Consider the following 22,879-nt stretch of genomic DNA (forward strand, 5'->3'; position numbering starts at 1 on the left):
GCTTTAGAAAAGAGAGGAAGGAAAGCGGTCGATATAGCGTTGTTTTTTGATATAAATTGCTGATTGCATTGGTCAAGGATCTTATAAAAATTTCACCTCTTTATGATAATCCACAGGAACAGGATAAGTCAATATTTTATGTTCCCGTAAATATTTTGGGTACCGCAATACGCTGTGAAGAATATATACCTGAATGGCCACTGAAAAAATAGGCTGTAAAACAGGCTACCGCAAAAAACATGGTGTATTCACTACCAAAAAGTTCTATACCCATAATCGTACAGGCAAGGGGTGTATTCGTTGCACCAGCAAAAACAGCAATAAATCCAAGGGCAGCAAACAAACTAACTGGAGCATTTAATAAGGTCGAAAGTGCATTGCCTAATGTTGCGCCAATATAAAACAAAGGCGTTACCTCACCACCTTTAAATCCAGTTCCTAATGTTAAAGTTGTGTAAATGGTCTTCCATAACCAGCTCCAAGTATCTGCTCCGCCAGGCTGAAAAGCAGAGGGAATTGTAACGGCTCCTTGGTATTCGCTATCCACGCCCAAACTTAAGTAATCCGGTTTCCCGATGGCGTAAGTCAAGCCTATAATAATCAGACCACCGATAACAGGAATAAGCCACTGGATCTTACATACTTTAGAAAAAAAGGCCTTGATCTCATGCACCATTACAGCAAACAGGTAGCTGGCCAGACCAAACAATGTGGATGCTAGAATAACCTTACTAAGCAGGAGTAGGTTTACCGGCAGGTATTCAGATAGAAAGTAGGCACTTTTCTCTATGAGATCGATGTGATAAGCGGTATGATGGATGCCCCAGGCAGAGACAGTAAGATCACCAAGCACGCTGGCAATTAATGCGGGAAGTAAAGCCTTGTACTCTATTCTTCCAATGGCCAGAACTTCCATTGCAAATATGGCACCGGTGAGCGGTGTTCCGAACACCGCCCCAAACCCGGCTGCAATTCCCGCGGTAAGGAGCATCTTGGTGTCTACCTCATTTAGCTTAAACCAGCGGCTAAACATTCCTGCGATGCTTCCTCCGATTTGTACCGCGGTTCCCTCTCTTCCAGCCGATCCGCCAAACAAATGGGTAATCACTGTAGTTATTAAGATTACTGGCGCCATCTGCCTGGGCACTCCACCACCCGGCCTATGGATTTCATCCATGATCAGGTTATTTCCTTTTTCTGAGGACCTACCAACTGACTGATAAATCAGGTGGATCACAATACCTGCTAAAGGTAGCAGAAAAATGAGCCAGGTATGCTGAAAGCGAAAGTGAATGGCCCAGCCTAGCAGCCAAAGGAACAAGGCAACCATACTTCCTATTGCAATGGCAACAGGAAGTATAAGCAGCGTCCATCGAACCGCATATTTAAAAACCGAAAGGTGTTCAAATAAAAATTTATTATGTTTCATTGTAGGTTAGCGGCTGATTTATAATTTTTTATAAAAAGTATTGATTCCTGCAAATGATGCCCTATCACCAAGTTCTTCTTCTATCCGAAGCAACTGGTTAAATTTAGATACCCTTTCAGAGCGGCAGCCACTTCCTGTTTTGATGTGCCCCGCACCGGTAGCGACAACCAGATCCGCAATTGTCGTGTCTTCAGTTTCACCACTGCGGTGAGAAATAAAGCAATTGTAACCGTTTTTTTGGGCTAGTTCTACGGCCTTTAGCGTTTCGGAAACTGTACCGATCTGGTTCAATTTAATCAGTACGCTGTTTGCAATGCCCTGGTCGATTCCCTGCTGGATAATACTCGGGTTGGTGCAGAATATATCATCTCCAACCAATTCCACTTTGTCTCCCAAAAGGCTGGTCAGCTTTTTCCATCCCTCCCAATCGTTTTCGCCCAACCCGTCTTCCAACAGGATAATTGGGTACTCTTTTAACCATCCTTCCCAAAAGCCAATCATTTCATCTGTTGTGATCCGTTCTTTAGAACTTTTATAAAATTCATATTTTCCATTATTCCACATTTCGCTGGTCGCTGGGTCAAGACAAAGGGAAATATCCTTGCCTGGAGCAAAACCGGCAATATGTATCGCTTCCATGATGATTTGGACGGCTTCCTCATTAGAACTCAGATTTGGCGCAAACCCACCTTCGTCACCAACTCCGGTATAATAGCCTTTCGCTTTTAGCAGACTTCTCAGGGAATGAAAAACAGCTTCGCCCATACGGATACTTTCCTTAAACGAGGGGGCGTTATGAGGGGCAATCATAAATTCCTGAAAATCGATGTTGTTATCAGAATGCCTTCCCCCATTAATGACATTCATGCACGGTACGGGCATTACGTAACCTTCCCTTTCCACTAGCTGCCTATACAAGGGAATCCCTTTTGCAACGGCCGAAGCCCGGGCGAAGGCGATTGAGGCCGCAAGCATCGCATTTGCGCCGAGCCTTGATTTATTCTCGGTTCCATCCAGACCAATTATATGATCATCGAAGGCCTGCTGACCCTCAAAGGATAAGCCGGTGACTGATTTGCCGACTTCGACGTTAATCCCTTTTACTGCTTTTTCCACGCCTTTACCATTATAGCGCTCTGGATCACCATCTCTAAGCTCTACGGCTTCTTTTTCACCCGTACTTGCCCCGGATGGAGAAATACCCCTTGCTGTTGTTCCGTTAAGAGTGACTTCTACTTCTACTGTCGGATTGCCCCTGGAATCCAAAATTTCACGGGCATGAATTTTAGTTAATTTCATAGTTTTTTGTTTTATATTGATTTTTAGTATTTCGGTTGCTTACAAATAATTGAGTTTCTCAAAAGATCAAAACCAGTGTTCCCCCAATGATCAGCAGGGCACCAAAGAATACTTTCAGGGTAAGGGCTTCTTTCAGGAACACCATTGCAAGTATAATAGTTAGGGCAACACTCAACTTATCAACAGGGGCGACCTGGGACACTTTCCCGATCTGCAAAGCCTTGTAGTAGAATATCCAGGACAAGCCGGTGGCAAGGCCAGATAAAAAAAGAAATAGCAGGTTATGCTTTGACAGTTCCGTAATTCCTTTAAGTTCGCCTCTGGCCATTACGATCCCCCAGGCTACAATCAGTATTACCACCGTTCGTATGGCAGTAGCCAAATCAGAATTGACATTGGTTACGCCGACTTTTGCAAAGATGGCCCGTAAGGGAAGCAAAGAAAGCTGATAATAGCGCGTAGATCCACCACATAGTTTTATGTTAATTTTCCGTTATTGAATAATTCCAAAGTAAATGAGTACAAGAACCGTTGCTCCGGCAATGATCCGGTAAATGCCGAACCAGCGGAAAGAATGCTTTTGAAGATAGGTGATGAAAGAGCGGATGGCCATCCATACATCCCACCCGCACCTGCTTTACTTAAATGAATGATCGTAGTTAGATTCGGTTCATGGGAAGGGCGTAGACGCTTAACGGTGTTTTTAATCAGTCCTGAAGCAATCTGATCTGCACTAGCAACTAGTAGCGCAATGGTAATAAGAACCTGCCAATTTTTTTTGCAGAAATTCTGGAAGAGGCAATAAATAATGAAGGCATAAAAAGGAAGCCAAAAACGCTTATCACTGGCCCAGTACATGATCGTATCCCAGAATGCATTATGGTGCTGATTTATCCACAAGAACCATTCAGTTTCAACCGGCAGGACCATTGCTAACACTGACCTCACTTTGGCAGACAGACAAAGTAAGACAAGCGCAATTAAGATAGCTGCCAGCAATAAGAGTTGAGAATTTATTTTTAATTTTTTCACCTACAATACTTTGACCGGCAGATTTTATCACCTGCTGGAATTTCTATTGTAGGCGCCATCAGCTTTTGAAAAAAGCGGTTGAATCGGAAGGACACCATTTCCGTATTGCAAATATAATACTAATAAAATGATGTGCAAAATCTTAAAGTAGGTGTTGAGAATTTAATTTATCACTATTCCTCCTTATTTGAATACGAGAACCAGTTTCTTATTCTTCTACCGTTTAAACAAGCATCATATCACGGGATTAAAGCTTTTCTTAAACAAAATGAAACCGCCTGGAAATAACCATGTTATCTATATAGGAATTTTTTTTATAACCCTAAAAAATTAAAGTTATGGGATACCATGAATGGAAAAACTGTATTGATGCATGCTTAAAGTGTGCTTCAATTTGCAATCATTGTGCAAGTTCATGCACTCAGGAAGAAGACGTGAAAATGATGGCGCGGTGTATTGAGCTTGATATGCAATGTGCAGCCATCTGCTACTCTGCCGCTCAATTGATGAGTATGGGTAGCTCTTTTGCTCAAGACATTTGCCGTATTTGCGCAGATATTTGCCAGCAATGCGGAGATGAGTGTAGTAATCATCATACCCAGCATTGTCAGGAATGTGCAGATGCTTGTAAGGCTTGTGCGGAAGAATGCAGAAGAATGACAGGAGTAGCTGCTTAAGTTGCCAATCACCGTGAGCATTAATTGATTAAGGGCAGCATTCTAGTTGCCCTTTCATTTTTATAAATAGGCAAATTTATTCCATTCATTTTATTTTCATTATTCCCTCCTTTAAAAAGACGGTCCTCGTGATCTACCTTAATTAAAGCTAATGCTCCTATTCTTAGTAATTGACAATGTTTTATTAATTTCTTCAAACAGTGATAGTGTGTCGCCTTTAAATGATTACACTGACGGGCAAATCAATAAAGCAGGTATATTTGGAAACAGCGAACATATCCTAGTAAATTATGAAAAGTGCCAATACATCAACAAATGTAAACACACTTCCAAACGAGCTAAAAACAGTTAAGGAATTAATTTATGACAATCACGGGTTGAACTTGACAAACCTGAAGTTTAGTACTGAAAGTTTAGAATATGGAGCTTGTTCCTTTGAACTCAATAATAAGAAAATTCAATACCGGGTGGCAAAAATCACTCCATTAAAGTCCGGTCATTTTGTGACCATATGGCAAAGAAATAAGAACGGAATAACTGAACCATTTCACATATCCGATGACCTTGATTTTATAATAATTGCAGCGAAAAGAGGAAATAACTTTGGCCAATTTATTTTCCCAAAATTTGTCTTGGCAGAAAAGGGTATTATTACTAATAATAACAAAGAGGGAAAACGTGGAATTAGAGTTTATCCACCTTGGGACACTGTTGCAAGTAAACAAGCGGAGAAAACTCAAACCTGGCAGACAAAATACTTCTTCACAATTGATGATGGAAACTCCTCTAACAAAGATCTGATAAGAAGGCTACTTTTCTAAGCTGTAACAGCCACCACCTCATTGAAAAATATGTGGGACAATACCGGGAAGAACGCATAGCTCGAAAATTAAAATACATTCTCTAATATTCCTCATATAAAAAGACGGTCCTGGCTGATCTTAATCAAGGCTTTACTGCTAAAAGAAAAATTTCGGTTTGTGCGACAAATCTGGCTTGTGCCAAATCTTAGTTCTCCATTATTCGACCGATTTTTGATAACATATTTATCAATGCATGCGCATTGATTTTCATATACTGAACAGCCAATTCAGGTTAACTAATTTAAGCCAACAGATGCTTTTAAAGTTTCTCTATTCAAATTTTCCATCCGGGTTATGATTTTTGGGTTTATCTGTCCATTTATATCGATTGTTACATAAGCGGGATATCCCCCAGTAGCATTAAACATGCTTTTTAGTTGGTTAATGATTTTTTCACTAGCAAAAAAGTGAGCACCTGGAATTTGGAGATCAGCAACCTTGTTTTTCCACTTATCCAAGTTAGATCCACTTGACGTGCAGATGTAAATATATTCAATAGCTAGATCCTTATTCTTCTCGTGCAACTTTCTACTAGATGGCAAATCTGATAGGCAAGGCCCGCACCAGGTTGCCCAAAAATCAATGATTAATGCCTTGTTAGGGAATTTCCTTTTGAGACTCAAGACAAAATCGTCGATATTTTTAAGCTCATCAATTTGATACAGCTCAGCGTCAAAAGGCATCTTTAAAAGAGGTGTTCCAATTGTTGCATTCTTTATTTTTGTAGACAACGCAAACAAGCTGTCAACCCTTTTTTGGTTGATATTTGCTTTACTTAGCTCATCGTTTGCTGTTTTAATTGCCCATTGGGTTCGGATATTATTGATGATTTTGGAATAAGACTTAGAAAAAATGTCTTTCTCAATGCCCAAAAGCATTAATTTTAAAATATCGGCTTTCTCTTGACTATATAAACTGTCTAATTGCACCAAATGGTGATCAAGGCCATATTGCTTAGTACTAACACGCGTGTAGGTATTCAGATAACTATAAAATAAAACCCCATCGTTACTGGTGAAATAAGGTTGATGATTTTTGATTTCGTTAAAAATGGGGCTCGGCATTACGTCTCCCCAATACGCAGTGCAAACATTTCCATAAAAATCTGATAAAGTTTCATTAGTAACAGCCCAGGCATAATTTTTAAAATTAGCTGTGAACTCATGATCTATTCTCGTCAATTCCTTCTTAACAGAATCTACCTTCTTGGTGAAAGTTTCAGGAGCATATTTCTTCCTTGACTGACATACAGTTCTAAGCGTATCGAAAAGGGTCTCTCTCTCGTTTTTTTTAAATAGTACGTTTTTATTCAGTACGGTATTCAACTCTCCATCTTTACCTGAATAGACTACTCCCTCATCTATCATATATGCACCATCCTTTGGCAGCTTACTCACATCAAGCGAAACAGTCAAACCTGTATTCACGTAAACTCCAGCATATAAATACGCTCCAACATTTAACCAAACTTGCTGGTAAGGAAAATTCTGCTCAAGAACAATGTTGGCCACACCGGCCTTATTAGTTTCGGCAAAATGGTCAGCTTGAATTGTAGATCCTAATTGCACAAGTGTATAGGTGATTCCTACTTTCTCCACGCTATCTGGAAGATTCTTAAGGGTAATGGTCAAGGTTGCCGGTTTTCGGTTCACCAGCTGAGTATTCATTTTCTTATTCTCTATACTCAAAGGTGCATTTTGAGCATTTAATTGAATCGCAAAAAACCAAATACAGATTAAAGAGATGAATAAGAGTTTCATTTAGATGTTTTGCTTCATGTGAAGATAAGTAATACATTAAATATATTTTCTTTTCCCACCTGAATGATAGAATATAGTGCTAAGTTTTTCGGAAATATTTGCCAATATTAGTTATCATTATCCCCTCCAAATTTGATGATGCGCACGACAGTGTCCAAGAATTCCACCCATTTTTTGGTAATGCAGGTAAAATACTCAACGTTTATTCTCAAGTTGATGATAAATGTAATTCAAATAGGTTGATTTATTAAGCTCTTGAATAAGCACTTTGTAAAAAACTTTATTGATGCTTTAATAACGAAACAACATATTTAGTAGTTGGCCAAATAAGAAGCGAAGCTTTAACCTGGCTTTCTTGTTATGGAGCAATTTGTGTCGTATAGTTTTCTCTTATAAATGTATATGAGCGGTTGATTGTAGGCCTTTTTTGTAAGTATATAACGTATAAGGTATCACCAGTATCATACCTTTCATTTGTAGTTTCCCCTGTATACTCTACATTATCTACGTGAAACTTATAATTCATACTTATTGTTCCTTTCGCGCCTACTTTCATTCTGGAAGTAACTACACCTTTGCTAAGCTTACCATTATTAGCTAGACGATAATTCTCAATGGTTTTTTCGCTTGCTCCATAAATAAATCGCCCTACTAAAAGCAGTATCAACACTGTTCCTAAACGGATTTTCCATTTTTTAACATGTAAATACCAGTCTGATATTTTTAGAATTGGTGTATCATGATTTTCCTGCTTTTTGCTCATATGACCTTGTTAGTCTATTCTCATGTCAATTTTTGGTCTGGCCTCTTCACTAGGTTATCCTAGTACCGGTAACCAATCTGTAATTCTTTTTTGTTTCAGGATATTGTAATTCGAGCCATCTGGAGTAACCTGCGTCTGCCAGCAGGACCATCATTGCAGATAATAAAGATTCCAAAAATTAACAATTCTAAGATCTTGAATGTCACAAGTGACCACATATCGAATTTTAAAAAGATATTCCATTTTCAACATGCTGTAATTGGCACTACTCAGTTACGTTCGTGCATTTCAATATTCCCTCGTTTTTCGATAATCTATCTTAAGCATAAACCGATGCCCTTAAACAAATCAAACCTATCCTCATTAACCCTGAAATATCTTTTCTCTTTTTGCAGATTATCATAAACCCATTCCATTAATCAAAATGATTTTTCTATTTTTGATAATGAGTTTTTGATAATAAAAATAACATGAAAATAGGCTACGCAAGAGTAAGTACCGCAGACCAAAATTTAGATCTTCAATTCAATGCGCTGACAGATTATGGATGCACGACAATATACCAGGAAAAGATATCCGGCAAGAATACAGACAGACCCGAACTAAAAAATCTTTTGGCGACTCTTCGTAAGGGTGATCGGGTGGTCGTTTGGAAATTGGATCGTCTTGGTCGTTCTCTTCGTGACCTGGTAGATCTGGTTGCTGTGTTCAATGAAAAAGGAGTTAATTTTGTTAGCCTATATGATCACATTGATACTACAACAGCTACAGGTAGATTTACATTTAATATTTTTGCTTCATTAGCAGAGTTTGAAAGGGAAATTATCCGGGAACGTACTAAAGCGGGGCTCGTTGCAGCAAGAGCAAGAGGTAAAAAGGGAGGCCGTCCTTCAGGCTTATCCCCTGAAAAGCTTCAGTTGGCAATGACTGCTTTGGATCTTCATGATACGGGGAAATATTCCATTTTGGAAATATCCAAAAGGCTACAGATACCCATCGCTACCTGCTATCGATACATTAAATATGCGAGAATGGACACGGTTAATTGATTTTCACGCAAAAACATGCACAAGATCGCGGACTAGAACCTATCTTATAATTATGAAAAGTATAATCTTTATTCTGCTTATTTTGACTTGTAACGTTAACCGCGTTAAAAGTCAGAATATTATTCCTGAGACCCCAACACAGGTTAGTGTCTTTCCTCCAACCAAGCAAATTGACTATAGAATTCCAATCATCAAAGCTCTTGGAAAGCATATGGATATTGATCGTCTTTTAAAAAGTCCGAAAAATCATGCACATGTGTTTTCTATTAGCCTTGCGTTTAATGCAGAAGGGAAAATTGACTCTATATACTTCAATGAAAACATGTCTAGCAATTTAAAAGAAATTATTAATTCAGGTTCAAACCTTTATAACCTCTCCAAAGCACTCAATTCCATAAAATTTAACAATGAATTTACTAATAAGATAGCTTTATTGCCTATCGTGCTTAAAAGATGGGAAGACCAGGAAATTGACAATGCAGGTGAATTTTTAAGTGATTTATCAGCATTATGGCCTAGATTAAAATTAAAAGACAAATCCAAGCAGGTAGTTTTCCTTGAACCATTCGTTAATCATTATTCGACGATTAATTAGCATTACACTCGTTTGAGTAGAGACACCACTCATAGCTTGACTTTTTTAGGAATTGTTCATAAACAACACTACATTCAATAGCTAATCTAAACCTTTAATGAAAATGGTGGGAATAATGGAGAATGCAAAAAATAGTCACAAGCTAGAATTGTCTACAAAGGGAAGAACTCTCTTTTTGCCGTACGCTGGTACGGGCTATTAATAAGTACCATCTTAAAAAACGAGGGAATATTGAGAATGGTTCTATTGACTTTATTCCAGTTTTCATAAATTAAGTAACAAATGATGCTTTAATTGATCATAACCTAAAATCCGATTTGCTTAGACTAACTAACATTAACAAGAGATACGGTAGCCACGAGGTACTAAACTTCAGTGAGTGGAATATCAATAAGGGAATTTACTGGTTAAAAGGAGGAAATGGCACCGGCAAGTCAACCTTATTCCGAATCATTTCTGGGCAAATACCATTTATAGGTGAAGTACAATTGAATGGAGTTAGCTTAAGAAAAGAACCGGTAAAATTTCGCTCTAAGATTAGTTTTGCTGAGGCTGAGCCACAATACCCCTTATTTATCAAAGGAAAAGAACTGATTGATTTTTATACTGAAACCCGAAAGACGGATAGAAAACAAGCTAAAGATCTTGCTGACCATTTCGAAATGACACCTTTCCTCGACAATGTAGTAGGAAGTTATTCCAGCGGCATGCTAAAAAAACTTTCATTGATCTGTGCACTTGTCGGTGATGCTGATTTATTCATTTTAGATGAACCGCTAATAACAATTGATATTCTATCAGCAGGTAAGCTGAATAAGCTGATTACAGAGAAAGCCTCACAAGGAAAAAGTTTTCTTATTTCCTCACATCAGGAAGTTAGCAATGATCAACTAAAATTAGATAAGGTATATCAAATCATTAATAAACAAATTTTTCAACTTTAAATGTTGAGGTTATTAATAAACAGTTTAGCGAAAGAGTTCTATCAGCAGCATGCGGGCTTTTTCCTCATGGGATTTTATGTTCTGTTTGGAGTAGTCGAACCCTCACAATTAATCAGTTACCATAAAGCTTTATTATTGGCCGGGGTTTCATCTCCAGTCGGACTTGCAATAGTATTTGTTTCCTGGATATTATATTGCGTTAAAGTTCATTACTTTATCAAACAAAAACTAGCCTTAGCTCAGTATAATTTCATTAACGAAGTAGGCACCCTGGACAAGAAGCCTCAGTTAAAATTATGGCTGGCTTTATATTGCGTAATTCTTTTACCCATCATTATATATGTTCTTGCTTTAATTGGGATAAGTGTTTATAACCGCTTTTTTCTCAGCCTGATTTTTATTTTGGCCGTTTTTGCTGCGCTGGCAATTGGCTTATCATTCCTTTCCTATCGATCAGTAACGTTTGGTTTTTTAAAGGAAGAAAGATACCAAATCAATCCATTTATTAAAGTTAAAAGGCCATTCTTCAGCTGGCCGTTATTTTATTTACTGAATGAGCAGCCATTGATGCTATTGATGTGCAAAGCTTTGTCATTGGTTTTTTTTAAATGCATGCTCTGGATGTTCGCAGATGTTGGCCATGACACGCGAGTGTTATTAGTGGCTTTATTAGCATCTGTTTTATGCCATGCTGTATTGGTCTTCACATTGTTGAAATTTGAAATAGCGTATCTGAACTTCAGCAAAAGTCTGCCAATATCAACTTATAAAAGATTACTCGGCTGGTTATGGACTTTATCGATCATTCTGTTACCCGAATGGACGTTTTTGATTATATCATCGGAGTACGACGTATATGCAATTATTAATGGCTTCGTATTTGGTCTGGCTGGATTACTTTTTCTGTTAACCTTGTTATATTTCGTAAAGTTAAACATGGATATTTATCTAAGGTGGCTTCTATTTTTCTTCTTTATTTCAATGTGGTTAATTCTTGCGCACTATTATTTGTTATTCAGTTTAGTCTTGTTGGGCAGTTGCGCACTATATTATTTGATAAATTTTGATAGGATCGATTTAAAAGTTGAGGAATAGTAAGCATGTAATATCAGGTGGCATCATCAGGCGATTATTAAAAAAACGGTGAAATTTTGGTAAAACAGTGGTCCTTCCCAAAAATCGAGGATATAATGAGAATGGTTCATATGGCATAATTAGAAATTACTTGCAGGCTTTAATTTATATATCGTAATATTGCAATACATAGTTATGGGACTTACTAAAACAGAAATATTCAGCACCGAACAAAACCAATTGGCGACGTTATTAAAAGCATTGGCCCACCCTGCCCGTATTGCAATTTTGCAGAGGATTCTTGCTTCTAATACCTGCATCTGTGGCGACCTGGTAGAAGAACTCGGTCTTGCTCAGGCAACTATATCTCAACATTTAAAAGAGCTTAAGAATGCCGGAATTATTCAGGGTACCATTGAAGGGGTCAGTGTATGTTATTGTATCAATCCGGTAACCTGGAAACTAATAGAGACCCAAATGGGCGCATTTTTAGGCGCTTACAAACAAGAAGCTGACTGCTGTTAGTTTTTTTAAAGGCTAAATCAATCGTTAAATTGCAATATTAAATAGACCATTATGAAATTATCAGAAATTAAAGGAATCCTGGCTGAAAGAGAAAGTGTTAATTTTAAATTAGAGAACGGGCAGGTTGTGCCTGAACATTTTCATGTTACCGAAGTTGGTGTGATCACAAAAGACTTTATCGACTGTGGCGGTACTGTACGCCATGAGAAAGTAGCAAATTTCCAGCTTTGGGACGCCAATGACTATGAGCACCGTTTGAAAGCAGGAAAACTTTTAAATATTATTTCCTTGTCAGAGCAGGTTATTGGTATGGAAGATCTGGATATAGAAGTAGAATACCAATCGGAAACCATTGGTAAATATGACTTAGCCTATGATGGAGATAACTTTGTTTTAATCTCTAAAACCACTGCTTGCCTTGCCATGGACAAATGCGGTATTCCAGAAAAAAAAGAAAAACTTGAAATGGTAAACCTGGCAGGCGCTGCAAATACATGCACTCCAGGAGGTGGCTGCTGCTAACTAAAAGAATATGGGTATTAGGAATTTATATCCTTCAGATTGGGAGCAGATTAAATCAATTTATGAAAAGGGCATTGCAACCGGTAATGCTACTTTTCAAACCACGGCCCCGTCCTTTAAGGAATGGGACGATTCACATTTAAAAACCTGTCGCTTTGTTGATGATCATGATGGTGTTGTGCGTGGATGGGCAGCATTAACTCCTGTTTCTTCCAGATGCGTTTATGCCGGGGTTGCAGAAGTGAGTGTGTACGTTGATCCGGCATTCAGTGGAAAAGGTATTGGATCTAATCTACTCCATGAGTTGGTCAAAGCAAGTGAACAGGAAGGCATCTGGACGTTGCAAGCTGGAATTTTTCCAGAAAATGCAGCAAGCTTAACAATCCATGAAAAAGCTGGTTTCAGGATTCTTGGTGTCAGGGAAAAGATAGGAAAACAACATGGCATTTGGCGGAATACCGTACTATTAGAAAGAAGAAGTCAAACTATAATTTAAAGAAAATTGAAAAATATATTAGTCCTGTGTACAGGAAATAGCTGCAGAAGCCAGCTTGCTGAAGGTTATCTGCGTCATTATGCAGAAGGTAAAGCCAATATCTATAGTGCAGGAATAGAAACCCATGGTGTAAATCCAAAAGCGGTGCAGGTGATGGCAGAAGACCATATTGACATTTCATCCCATACCTCCAACCACGTGGATGAATATCTATCTATTCCCTTCGACGCAGTGATCACCGTATGTGATAATGCAAACGAGGCCTGTCCTTATTTTCCTGGCAAGGTGGAGCGCTTTCATCAGAACTTTCCGGATCCTGCAAAAGCGACTGGAACTGCGGAAGAAGTCATGGACGAATTCAGAAGGGTAAGAGACCTGATCAAAGTTTACTCGGCTGACTTTATCAGCGAACATATAAACCAAAAGATTTAATGAGCGCAAATAATTGTGCCCCTGTGGCCGAAAGAAAAAAACTTGGTTTCCTTGACCGGTATTTAACCTTATGGATATTTATTGCAATGGCTCTCGGGGTGAGCATAGGATATTTCGTGCCTACATCCTCCGGTTTTATCAATTCCTTTTCTAGTGGCACTACAAACATTCCTTTAGCCATTGGACTGATCCTGATGATGTACCCTCCGCTTGCAAAGGTGAGTTATGAAAAAATGGGTGAAGTATTCAAAGACACTAAAGTATTAAGCGTTTCGCTGATATTAAATTGGGTAGTTGGGCCAATACTGATGTTTTTTCTAGCCATTATTTTCTTAAAAGACTATCCGGAATATATGGTGGGACTGATCTTGATTGGCCTTGCCAGATGTATTGCCATGGTGGTAGTCTGGAATGAACTTGCCGAAGGAAACCGGGAATATGCAGCAGGCCTGATTGCATTGAATAGCATTTTCCAGGTATTATTATACAGTGTATTTGCCTATATCTTTATTACGGTATTGCCTCCTTATTTTGGATTGAAAGGCTTGGAGGTTAATATTACGATTAGTGAAATAGCTAAAAGTGTTGCGATTTATTTAGGGTTGCCTTTTGCGCTTGGAATTTTTTCAAGATATGCGCTGATCAGTCTTAAGGGAAAAGAATGGTTTAATAATGTCTTCGTACCTATAATTTCGCCCATTACCCTTATTGCTTTACTTTTCACCATTGTGATCATGTTCAGTTTAAAAGGAGAACTAATTGTAGACATCCCAATGGATGTAGTTAGAATTGCCATTCCACTGGTCATTTATTTTTCCATCATGTTTGTCATGAGTTTTTTTGCCGGACGTTATTTTGGGGCAGATTACTCCAAGAGCGCTTCTATTGCCTTTACCGCGACAGGAAACAATTTTGAACTTGCTATTGCAGTAGCCATCGGCGTATTTGGAATCAATTCAGGTCAGGCATTTGCCGGAGTGATTGGACCTTTAGTAGAAGTTCCTGCACTGATCGCCCTGGTGAACCTTGCTTTTTACTTCAGAAAAAAATACTATCCCTCTAAGACATTGGAAATAATACAATAATGAAAATTGCACTTTTTTCAGATGTACATGCTAATCTACCGGCTTTTAAAGCCATGTTGGAAGACCTGGACAAGCAGGCCCCTGATGCTGTATACTGCCTTGGCGACCTGATAGGTTATAACGTGTGGCCAAATGAAGTCATTGCTGAAATTCGTAGGCGAGGTATTGCTACCCTTGCCGGAAACCATGACTTAAAAGTCGAAAACCTAATTACCACGCCCCAGAGCTTAACCGAGTCAGGTAAAAAGTATGCTTATCACTTAGTTGAACAACATCATCGGGAATACTTGTTAACACTTCCTGCACACATCAGACTGGAATTTAAATCAGATAGCGAAAAACTAAATATCGTAATGGCCCATGGAAGTACCCGGAGCGTAGATGAATATACCTTGTTTGACACCGAGGAGAAACATGTGCTGGAAATGATGGAAGAAGCAAGTGCTGACCTTTTATTTGTTGGACATTCCCATAAACCCTATCACAGGATCATGGAAAGCAATGCCGGTGTTTCTAAGCATGTAATCAATTTAGGCTCGGTTGGAAAACCAAAGGATGGGGACACGCGCGGGTGTTATGTTATGCTAACTATAAATAAAAGCAGTTCTCTTTTAAATCTGGAAAGTATCAAAGTCGAATTTAGAAGAGTCGCTTATGACCTTGACAAGGCTACTAAGGGAATACTGGAAAGTCCTTTGCCAGATGAATTTGCGCAAGTATTAATAGAAGCTAGATAATAAGTAAGCTTATAAGAACTGTGAAATAATGATAGTTCCGGTCATATTCGCAACATTCCAGGGAATAATGATAAAAGCAAATACCTTATTTGGTCTAGCATTAGACGCTAAACATAGTTACGAATTCTGATATACAAAAAAGATTAAAAATCCAGGTAATGACATACCTGGATTTCCAAACTTATTACATTACTGCTTTACAAGTTGATCTATGAACTCTGAAATCTTAGGATTACTATAATCTGCACCGCCAACATGATGAAAGGCAATGTTTCCTGATTTGTCAAGGATGACTGTGGTTGGCATGCTTCCGGCAAATAATGCTTTGGGCATTTCACTTGCAGGAATATGAACCGGAAGATGGAAGCCTTTATCTTTCATAAAGGTGGTTGATTCGTCAACCTTCCCATCTACATCAACCATCAAGAACATGATATCACTTTTATCTTTATATTTTTCATGCAGTTGATCTATGGTTGGCATTTCAGCGATGCATGGGGGACACCATGTAGCCCAAAAGTTTATAAAAACCACCTTACCTTTTTGATCAGAAAGGTTGATGGTATTACCCTTGCTGTCCATAAATTTTACATCTTGAGTTGGTGAGGTCGTATTGGCAGCTGGAGCTTTTGACTTGGACTCTACCTTAGGTACATCAGGTTGGAATAGCCCGATCTTCATTAAGCCCTCAATTACCAGGCCTTTTGCATCTGCACTAAATACCAAAGTTACTACCAGTAGTAACACCACTATATTGCTGACGTTTGAAAAGGTGATATAACTTTTCAATGTTTTGCTGTTTTGCTGATTACTTGTCTTCATTTTATTTCTTAATTTTTACGTTTGTTCCGTTTATTAGTTCTTCAGAACCAATTTTTACGTACTGATTGTCAATGTTTAACTCGCCAAAAACTTCTTGTAAATTGCCCTGTTGAATGCCCAAACTGATATCAACCCGTTCAATTTTTCCATTAATCACTTTCTGAACAAAAATCCCGGATTGTGATCGTATAATACTTGTCATAGGTAACCACAATGTTTGATATGGTCTGCGTAGATTCAGTTTGACCTGCGCATATTCACCTCCCCGGAGTTCATTTTTTGCATTCGGTACATCAAATTCTGCGTTCACTGCTCTGGATTCTTGCTTTACAAAATCACTTTTTCGGGACAGTTTAGATTGATATACTTTTCCTGGCAAGTTGCTTACGGTAAAAGATACCGGAGTATGCTCGCTCAATGATTGTGAATGTTTCTCTGGAATGGCGACAGTTAAGCGTAGTTGGTTTGTCTGTACGATGGTGATCATTGGTATCTGAGAATTGTCGCCAACTAAAGCCCCATTTGATACATTTTTATCGACTATAATTCCATCGAACGGCGCTGTTATCCGTAGATATTGCTTTTGCTGAGCAGAAATACCCGTGTTGGCTTTGGCAGAAGCATAAGCGGCACTGTCACTTTTGAATTTACTTCTTGCTTTATCAAGTTCAATCTCAGCTACAGATCCTGCCTTCAGGGCCGCTTTTTTAAAGCGTTCATAAGATTGCCGGCTATACAGGTAATCTTCGTAAAGTTTGTTTTCTGATGATTTCTCTGATAGGTACTTTTGACTTACTTCTGGTGCTTCTAATATGGCTAATAGTTGCCCTTTTTTTACGCGAGTACCCCGATCGACTAATATTCTTTTCACAAAGCCTTTCACTTTTGGGTACAAGTCAGTATGTTCAAAAGGGTGCAGTTCTCCAGGGAGATTCAGTACATAATTTGGTTGATCAAGAATAGGTTGGACTACCTCAACCTGCGGTGCAGGGGCGGGCTTTTGATCAGCTGTAACCTGCTTGCTCGGCTTTTTCTGGCTGCAGCTCGCCATAATCAGTAATAACGGGATGGCAAAATTGGCAACCTTCATGTATTTAAAATTTATCATTTTCATAATTCTAGCGAATGGGTCTGGTGGGAATTAGTATTGTATTATCAAACTTTTGTTTTCAGGATCATCAGGATCCAGAGTTGGGCTAAACCTTGATTTGTTTTTCATAACAAGAGCATAGATGTGTGGCAAAATCAGCAGAACTGTTAGAGTAGACAGTAATAGTCCCCCAATTACGGCCTGACCGAGTGGCGCGACTTGGTCACCACCATCTCCCAGGCCAAGCGACATTGGAATCATTCCTGCAATCATCGCTAATGTGGTCATGATAATTGGCCTTAACCTGGAAGAGGCAGCAAGAAAGGAAGCTTGACGTGCCGACAATCCATATTTTAGACGATTGACCTCTGCCTGGTTGACCATTAATACAGCATTGGAAACGGAAACTCCGACCGACATAATGATTCCCATGTACGATTGTAAGTTTAATGTGCTTCCAGAAAGCAGTAGTAGTAGTAGACTTCCCCCAATTACAGCAGGGACCACAGATAGAATTAGTCCTGAAACGGCAAACGATTGATAGTATGCAGTCAGCATTAAAAAGATAACGACCATCGCTACCACCAGGCCGGTCTGAAGTCCTGAAAGGGTATCATCTAACAGTTGCATTAAACCCTCAGTGGATACTCTTACTCCACGTGGAGGTTCTCCTACATTTTTAATTGCTTCGGTTACCGCTTTTGAAGCGGCACCTAAGTCTGTTTGATAGGTATTTGCAAGCACGCTTACATACCTGTTTGGTCCCTGCCTGTTTACTTGCGCAGGCATCTTTACAGATCGCAGTTCAGCAACATCCTCGAGTACCGGTCGAGGCTGTCCAGCCTTTAAAGGCAACGCACGTAAATTCTCCAGAGATTGCATATCCGATTCAGGTATCTGTACCTGCACCTGGAAAACTAAACCCGATTTCGGATCTACCCATAGGTTTTTGTTTGTAAAACGCGTGGATGAAGTGGCCATAGTCATTGTTCTGGCTACATCTTCCATAGTTAAACCAAATTGAGCGGCCAGCTCCCGGTTTACGTTAATTTGAATTCCTGGGGTATTAACGGGTTCAGCAATACGAACGTCACGCAGAAATGGCATTTTTATTAGCTCTGCCTCCAATTTCTTTGCAAATTGCTCAGCAACTTTTAACTGGCTACCTGCGACCTTAAGCTGAATAGGCGTCATAGCCCCTTGGCTCATGATCTTTTCGACCATCTCAATAGGCTCAAAGTTTATCTTTAGCTTTGGCAATTGTTTACCAATTTCATTTCGGATATTTTCTTTTAGTAAGGTCATGGAACCTGTATAAAGATCCTGATCTACAGAGACCTGCAAGACAGATTCATGAGAGCCACTGGTAAATAGAAATATTGGGTTAATTGCCGTAGCTGAAGGCTGTAAACCTACATATGCAGATGTGATCTTTATCGCATTTCCAGGTAGCTGATCTGAAACAATTTTGGTTACCTTTTTTAGGTAATCCTCAGATTTCTCAAGCCTGGTGCCTTCTGGGGCAACAATCCTCATTTGCACATCGCCATTATTGCTTGCCGGTAGAATGTCGGTTCCTATAATTAGGCCTCCGGCAACTAGAATTGTAAGGGAAAGTAGTGTATATATACCAATAACTTTCCAGGTTCTGTTTTGGCTGTAACGGGTCAGTATTAGATATTTTCGTTTGAATTGCTCAAATCTGGTTAGTTTCTTTTTTTGAAAGCTTACTTTTTGATGGACAAGTAACTCAGGCTTCATTAGCCAGTTAGCCATAATCGGGACAAATGTTTGAGAAGCTATAAAGGATGCAATCATCGCAAATGCAACGGCTAGTGATAGTGGCATGAACATGTCCTTTGGTATCCCGCTCATCATAAATGAAGGGATCAGTACTGCCAGTATACAAAGAAGAATAAGAATTTTCGGAATGGAGATTTCCAAAAGAGCGTCTAAAATAGCCCGTTGCTTTGGCTTTTCCATTTCAAAATGCTGGTGGATATTTTCTATCGTTACCGTGGCCTCATCGACGAGTATACCGATTGACAATGCAAGTCCACTTAGGGTCATGACGTTTATGGTCTGTCCGAACAGATATAACATAATAACCGCCGAGAGTATGGCAATGGGTATGGTAAGTACCACAATCAGCGCCCCTCTTGAATCGCCTAAAAACAGGAAAATCATCAGGCCAGTTAAAACCGCCCCTAATATGCCTTCATGTATCAGGTTTTCTAAAGAACTTTCAATATAACCAGATTGATCAAAAACGTACTTGATATCAACATCCTCGGGCATGGCAGCTTTAAGTTTTGGAATTGCTGCTTTCAAATTCTCTACGACCTTTAGTGTAGAGGCATCGGCCTTTTTAATGACTGGCAAATAGACTGAGCGCTTACCATTTATAATGGCATAACCTGTTGTGACATCCGCTGCATCTTCTACAGAGGCTATATCTTTGACAAAAATGGTATTTGCCGAACTTGACTTTATTGGAATATTAAGAAAGTCTTCAGGTCCGGTAGCAATGGAGTTAACCGGGCTCATCAAATTTTGATCGCCAATCCTGATGTTTCCGGCAGGCGAAGGAAAATTGTTTTTTGCAATAGCCATAGTGACCTGCTCTGCAGAAAGTCCATATGACTGCATAAGGGTTGGATCAACCTTAACGACCATGGTTCTAACATTACCACCAAATGGTGCAGGCGCAGTTACCCCGGGAATAGTTACGAACATAGGCCTGATTTTAGTCATGGCGAGGTTTTGGAGTTCAGTAATGGACCGCTTAGGGCTTTCGAAGACCAGCTGACCAATTGGAAGAGAACTGCCATCAAACCGAACAACCTGAGGCGGAACTGCACCAGGGGGGAGGAACCCCATAGCTCTTGAAACCTGGGTCGAAACTTCTGCAGAGGCCTGGGCCATGTCAGTACCCGGATAGAAAGATAGTTTCATCAGGGTAAAACCCTGAACACTTTTAAAATCAATTTCGCTTACTCCGCTAACAAATATGAGTACCTTTTGAAACTCATTTGCCATAAATCCATCCATATATGCCGGCGTTAAGCCGCCATAGGGCATCGCTATATAGATAACAGGAAGTTCGACCTTTGGGAAAATATCAACATTGATATTGCGTATTGCTGTAAAGGAAAAATAAGTGATAGCTATAACAGCTACCATAATTGATAATGGCTTCTTTAATGCAAACCTGATCATATTCATAATGTTAGTTAAATTGAGTAGCCAAATAGTTGAAATTGCCAGATACTTCTGCTTGTGTAATCAGCAGATTCCACAAGACCTGCTGGGCCTCAATGAATTCCTTTTCGGCTATTTGCAGGAAAGATTGAATTTGTAGCAATTCTGTTAAGCTAATTAATCCGCCCTCATACCTAACCAGGTATAGATCGTAAGCCTTTCTTGATTCCTGTTCTGCCAACCTATTTTGAATCAGCTGTATTCTTTGTTGATTGATTCGTGAATTAACCGACGACAGGGCCGTTTCCATTTGCAGTTTTTGCATATCGTACTTAGCCTGCACTCCCTTAATGGTTTGCTTAACACGCCTTTTTCCTAATGAACTCGTGTAAATTCCGGAGATATTCCAGCTAAGTCCTAAGCCAATCAAGTAGTTGTTTGCATAATTGGAAAAGCCAGATGTAAGTCCCGGTGTCATGGATCCATCCGGATTGATACTATTTCCTCTTGTTGACAGCCCACCCAGAACTGAAAGTGAAGGAAATGCCTCCTTAGTAATTAAGGTTTCCTGCGTTTGCTCATAGGATATCTGGTCATTAATGACCTTTAGATAAGGATGAGTAATTGGCACCGAATCTGTTTTTAGATGCTGTATATCAGATTTAAGAAATCCATTTTCGGACAGGTTGAAGCTTTGCACCGGCACCACTTCAGTGAAATTAATCTTACTTGCATTTAATTTGCCAAGCCATTCCTGCTGATTGGCTGTTGCTTGTAAGAATGATGATGCCGCCAATGACGTATCTGCTCCGGGCTTTATACCTGCCCGCGCCAGGCTAGTAGTCACCTCCCTGATGTTATTTAGCCTAATAGCATTTGCCTGGGCCCATTGCAGGTTTGCTCTATTGTACAAGATATCAATGTATAACCTGGTTACTTTACTTTGTAAAGAAAGGCCGGTAGCTTGATAACCACTTTCTGCAGCCTGTACCTGATACTGAGCTGCTTCTACTGCACTGCGTTGCCGTCCAAACTCAAAAATTGTCCAGTCTACCAAGACTGACCCGAAAGTATTATAAACGTTATTTAAGTCTGGGTTCAAGATTGCATTGCTACCTGATACGTTAAAAACCCCAGGAACAGGGAAAAACGCTCCCGCACTGCCATTCAAGGTTCCAAAGGAACTTTGTGCTTGAAGCTGTACTTGTGGGAGAGCCTGACTTTGAGCTTCCTTTTTTCTGATTTTAAACTCTTCAATCAGATACTTTCGTTCGTGAAGACCAGGATAGTTATCATTTGCCTGTTCCCATGCCTCCTTTAAAGACAGGGTATGAATTTGCTGTGCCTGTGATGATTTACTCCATAGAATAAACAGCACAAGCGACATTTGAAGAAAATACTTCATCGCTAAGAATTGAAATTAGATATTGTCGAATTGATGTTTCGCTGATGTCAGCGTAAATAACAGCGGGCGCTGTTTTAAAACAATTCTATATCAGAAGAAGCCTGTTTTGTAAAAACAAAGGTAAATAAGACCAACGTAGCCATGAGTTTGGAACTGGGAGTACTGTTGGGGTTTTAAAACCAGTTAAAAGCGAAATTAGAAATTCCGGTAGAACGAAAAATAAAAGTGGAACCAATGCGACCGGTGAGGAGGCCTGCTTCAAAGACACCTGCTGATCCTCAAACCCTTGCCCTAATAACTTACAATTGATAGAGTTAAACTTCAAGCCCTGCTTTTGTATTAAACTTGCTTTAGAAGCTTTATTGAAACCCAGTGCTGTAGTAGCCCCGTCAGAAAAGAATGACTCTATCCCTTTTCTAATGGAACATGAGGATACCAAACACAAAATGACGAGCATACCTATAGACAAAGACTTGGCTGTCTTGCTATTGGAAAGGTCAAAAATATGTTGGAGTAATTTCTTCATCAAGCGCAAAAGTAGTGTTTTTTATTTATTGGCAAAAAGTACCGGATTTAATGCCGTTTAAGGATGGATAACAGACCAGCCTTGTTGTTGACGAATGATGACCTCACCATTACCACTAGGTACAAAATGAATAAAGTCATATAGTTCATCTTTTCCAATGTTACGTTCCCTTAGGGTATTTTCACATTGTGCCAGAAGCACACCTTTATTCCTTAATGTCATAAGCACTTCACGGTATTTTCCATCTTTTTTGAAAAGAACCACACCGTCACCAAATACAACCAGTTCGACCTCAAGTTTCCCCTTCAATCTGGGGTCATCCAATGCATTGTTAATGTTTCTTAGCGTTGCAGATATTCTTTTGTCTTCACCGTTGTTAAGGATATACAATACTTTATAATGGCTTTTAGTTGCCTTAGCGCCGCTAAAATGGATCACTTTACTTTGTCCTTTTGCTGGATTAATATAAAACAAACAAACTAGTACAGTGATTAAAAAAAAATATGGTCTCATGCGGTCATTGTTTTATAAAGACATCAAGGTATAGTTGTAA

At 39.3% G+C, this 22,879-nt stretch carries 24 protein-coding genes and 1 riboswitch; of the genes, 12 read left to right on the forward strand and 12 right to left on the reverse strand.

The window, feature by feature from the left end; translation table 11 throughout:
• Positions 1-136 precede the first annotated feature (136 nt).
• Genes IEW69_RS16390 through IEW69_RS16405 form a run of 4 tightly spaced genes read right to left on the reverse strand, consistent with a single transcriptional unit; the run spans position 137 to position 3,760 of the window.
• Positions 137-1,429, reverse strand: a complete 1,293-nt coding sequence (locus IEW69_RS16390) for a voltage-gated chloride channel family protein (protein WP_055910878.1) — start codon at positions 1,427-1,429, stop codon at positions 137-139.
• 18 nt (positions 1,430-1,447) lie between these two features.
• The gene (gene eno, locus IEW69_RS16395) at positions 1,448-2,728 is read right to left on the reverse strand and encodes a phosphopyruvate hydratase (RefSeq protein WP_008245454.1); all 1,281 of its coding nucleotides are present in this window, start codon (positions 2,726-2,728) and stop codon (positions 1,448-1,450) included.
• A 58-nt stretch (positions 2,729-2,786) separates the two neighbouring features.
• The gene (locus tag IEW69_RS16400) at positions 2,787-3,167 is read right to left on the reverse strand and encodes an EamA family transporter (protein ID WP_308420601.1); all 381 of its coding nucleotides are present in this window, start codon (positions 3,165-3,167) and stop codon (positions 2,787-2,789) included.
• 38 nt (positions 3,168-3,205) lie between these two features.
• Positions 3,206-3,760 (reverse strand): phosphatase PAP2 family protein, encoded by a 555-nt coding sequence (locus tag IEW69_RS16405; RefSeq protein ID WP_188627963.1) that lies wholly within the window; start codon positions 3,758-3,760, stop codon positions 3,206-3,208.
• A 42-nt stretch (positions 3,761-3,802) separates the two neighbouring features.
• A riboswitch (Fluoride riboswitch) is annotated at positions 3,803-3,871 on the reverse strand.
• 227 nt (positions 3,872-4,098) lie between these two features.
• Here IEW69_RS16405 and IEW69_RS16410 point away from each other — a divergent pair.
• Together IEW69_RS16410 and IEW69_RS16415 are read left to right on the forward strand one after the other, a co-directional pair.
• Positions 4,099-4,437, forward strand: coding sequence for a four-helix bundle copper-binding protein (locus IEW69_RS16410; RefSeq protein ID WP_008245450.1), 339 nt, complete (start codon positions 4,099-4,101; stop codon positions 4,435-4,437).
• 290 nt (positions 4,438-4,727) lie between these two features.
• Positions 4,728-5,258: a MepB family protein gene (locus IEW69_RS16415; protein WP_188627964.1), complete on the forward strand. Its 531-nt coding sequence runs from the start codon at positions 4,728-4,730 to the stop codon at positions 5,256-5,258.
• A 278-nt stretch (positions 5,259-5,536) separates the two neighbouring features.
• Here the strand turns inward: IEW69_RS16415 and IEW69_RS16420 are convergent, their stop codons facing one another.
• Together IEW69_RS16420 and IEW69_RS16425 are read right to left on the reverse strand one after the other, a co-directional pair.
• Complete coding sequence (locus tag IEW69_RS16420; protein ID WP_188627965.1) at positions 5,537-7,060, reverse strand: TlpA family protein disulfide reductase; 1,524 nt, start codon at positions 7,058-7,060, stop codon at positions 5,537-5,539.
• Between the two features lie 358 nt (positions 7,061-7,418).
• The gene (locus tag IEW69_RS16425; RefSeq protein WP_188627966.1) at positions 7,419-7,823 is read right to left on the reverse strand and encodes a hypothetical protein; all 405 of its coding nucleotides are present in this window, start codon (positions 7,821-7,823) and stop codon (positions 7,419-7,421) included.
• A 470-nt stretch (positions 7,824-8,293) separates the two neighbouring features.
• Between IEW69_RS16425 and IEW69_RS16430 the strand changes: the two genes are divergently transcribed.
• The 10 genes from IEW69_RS16430 (at position 8,294) to IEW69_RS16475 (ending at position 15,282) form a co-directional block, all read left to right on the forward strand.
• Positions 8,294-8,872, forward strand: a complete 579-nt coding sequence (locus IEW69_RS16430) for a recombinase family protein (RefSeq protein ID WP_188627967.1) — start codon at positions 8,294-8,296, stop codon at positions 8,870-8,872.
• Between the two features lie 52 nt (positions 8,873-8,924).
• Positions 8,925-9,467: a hypothetical protein gene (locus IEW69_RS16435; RefSeq protein ID WP_188627968.1), complete on the forward strand. Its 543-nt coding sequence runs from the start codon at positions 8,925-8,927 to the stop codon at positions 9,465-9,467.
• Positions 9,468-9,784: 317 nt separating this feature from the next.
• Complete coding sequence (locus IEW69_RS16440; RefSeq protein WP_188627969.1) at positions 9,785-10,411, forward strand: ATP-binding cassette domain-containing protein; 627 nt, start codon at positions 9,785-9,787, stop codon at positions 10,409-10,411.
• A complete protein-coding gene (locus tag IEW69_RS16445) occupies positions 10,412-11,506 on the forward strand; it encodes a hypothetical protein (protein WP_188627970.1) in 1,095 nt (364 codons plus the stop codon). It begins immediately after the preceding gene.
• Positions 11,507-11,680: 174 nt separating this feature from the next.
• Complete coding sequence (locus IEW69_RS16450) at positions 11,681-12,010, forward strand: ArsR/SmtB family transcription factor (protein WP_188627971.1); 330 nt, start codon at positions 11,681-11,683, stop codon at positions 12,008-12,010.
• A gap of 51 nt (positions 12,011-12,061) precedes the next feature.
• Entirely contained in the window at positions 12,062-12,532 is a 471-nt protein-coding gene (locus IEW69_RS16455; RefSeq protein ID WP_188627972.1) for a DUF6428 family protein, read from the forward strand.
• A gap of 10 nt (positions 12,533-12,542) precedes the next feature.
• Positions 12,543-13,028 carry a GNAT family N-acetyltransferase gene (locus IEW69_RS16460; protein ID WP_188627973.1) on the forward strand — a complete coding sequence of 162 codons (486 nt, stop codon included), beginning with the start codon at positions 12,543-12,545 and terminating at the stop codon, positions 13,026-13,028.
• 6 nt (positions 13,029-13,034) lie between these two features.
• Positions 13,035-13,460 carry an arsenate reductase ArsC gene (locus IEW69_RS16465; protein WP_188627974.1) on the forward strand — a complete coding sequence of 142 codons (426 nt, stop codon included), beginning with the start codon at positions 13,035-13,037 and terminating at the stop codon, positions 13,458-13,460.
• Positions 13,460-14,545, forward strand: a complete 1,086-nt coding sequence (gene arsB / locus IEW69_RS16470; protein WP_188627975.1) for an ACR3 family arsenite efflux transporter — start codon at positions 13,460-13,462, stop codon at positions 14,543-14,545. Before IEW69_RS16465 ends, arsB begins: the two co-directional genes overlap by 1 nt.
• Complete coding sequence (locus IEW69_RS16475) at positions 14,545-15,282, forward strand: metallophosphoesterase family protein (protein WP_188627976.1); 738 nt, start codon at positions 14,545-14,547, stop codon at positions 15,280-15,282. Before arsB ends, IEW69_RS16475 begins: the two co-directional genes overlap by 1 nt.
• A 189-nt stretch (positions 15,283-15,471) precedes the next feature.
• On the opposite strand, the gene IEW69_RS16480 is transcribed toward IEW69_RS16475, so the two are convergent.
• The 6 genes from IEW69_RS16480 to IEW69_RS16505 all read right to left on the reverse strand — a co-directional run bounded on the left by IEW69_RS16480 (position 15,472) and on the right by IEW69_RS16505 (position 22,839).
• Positions 15,472-16,104: a TlpA family protein disulfide reductase gene (locus IEW69_RS16480; protein WP_051760163.1), complete on the reverse strand. Its 633-nt coding sequence runs from the start codon at positions 16,102-16,104 to the stop codon at positions 15,472-15,474.
• Between the two features lies 1 nt (position 16,105).
• Positions 16,106-17,218 (reverse strand): efflux RND transporter periplasmic adaptor subunit, encoded by a 1,113-nt coding sequence (locus IEW69_RS16485; protein ID WP_074964088.1) that lies wholly within the window; start codon positions 17,216-17,218, stop codon positions 16,106-16,108.
• Positions 17,219-17,245: 27 nt separating this feature from the next.
• Positions 17,246-20,413, reverse strand: coding sequence for an efflux RND transporter permease subunit (locus tag IEW69_RS16490; protein WP_229663660.1), 3,168 nt, complete (start codon positions 20,411-20,413; stop codon positions 17,246-17,248).
• A 10-nt stretch (positions 20,414-20,423) separates the two neighbouring features.
• Positions 20,424-21,800 carry a TolC family protein gene (locus IEW69_RS16495; RefSeq protein ID WP_083401144.1) on the reverse strand — a complete coding sequence of 459 codons (1,377 nt, stop codon included), beginning with the start codon at positions 21,798-21,800 and terminating at the stop codon, positions 20,424-20,426.
• Positions 21,801-21,885: 85 nt separating this feature from the next.
• A complete protein-coding gene (locus tag IEW69_RS16500) occupies positions 21,886-22,326 on the reverse strand; it encodes a hypothetical protein (RefSeq protein ID WP_037440944.1) in 441 nt (146 codons plus the stop codon).
• Positions 22,327-22,383: 57 nt separating this feature from the next.
• On the reverse strand, positions 22,384-22,839 hold the full coding sequence (locus IEW69_RS16505; RefSeq protein WP_188627977.1) for a DsrE family protein: 456 nt from the start codon (positions 22,837-22,839) through the stop codon (positions 22,384-22,386).
• Positions 22,840-22,879: the final 40 nt, after the last annotated feature.

The sequence above is a fragment of the Pedobacter quisquiliarum genome (assembly GCF_014642175.1).
Lineage (GTDB): Bacteria > Bacteroidota > Bacteroidia > Sphingobacteriales > Sphingobacteriaceae > Pedobacter > Pedobacter quisquiliarum.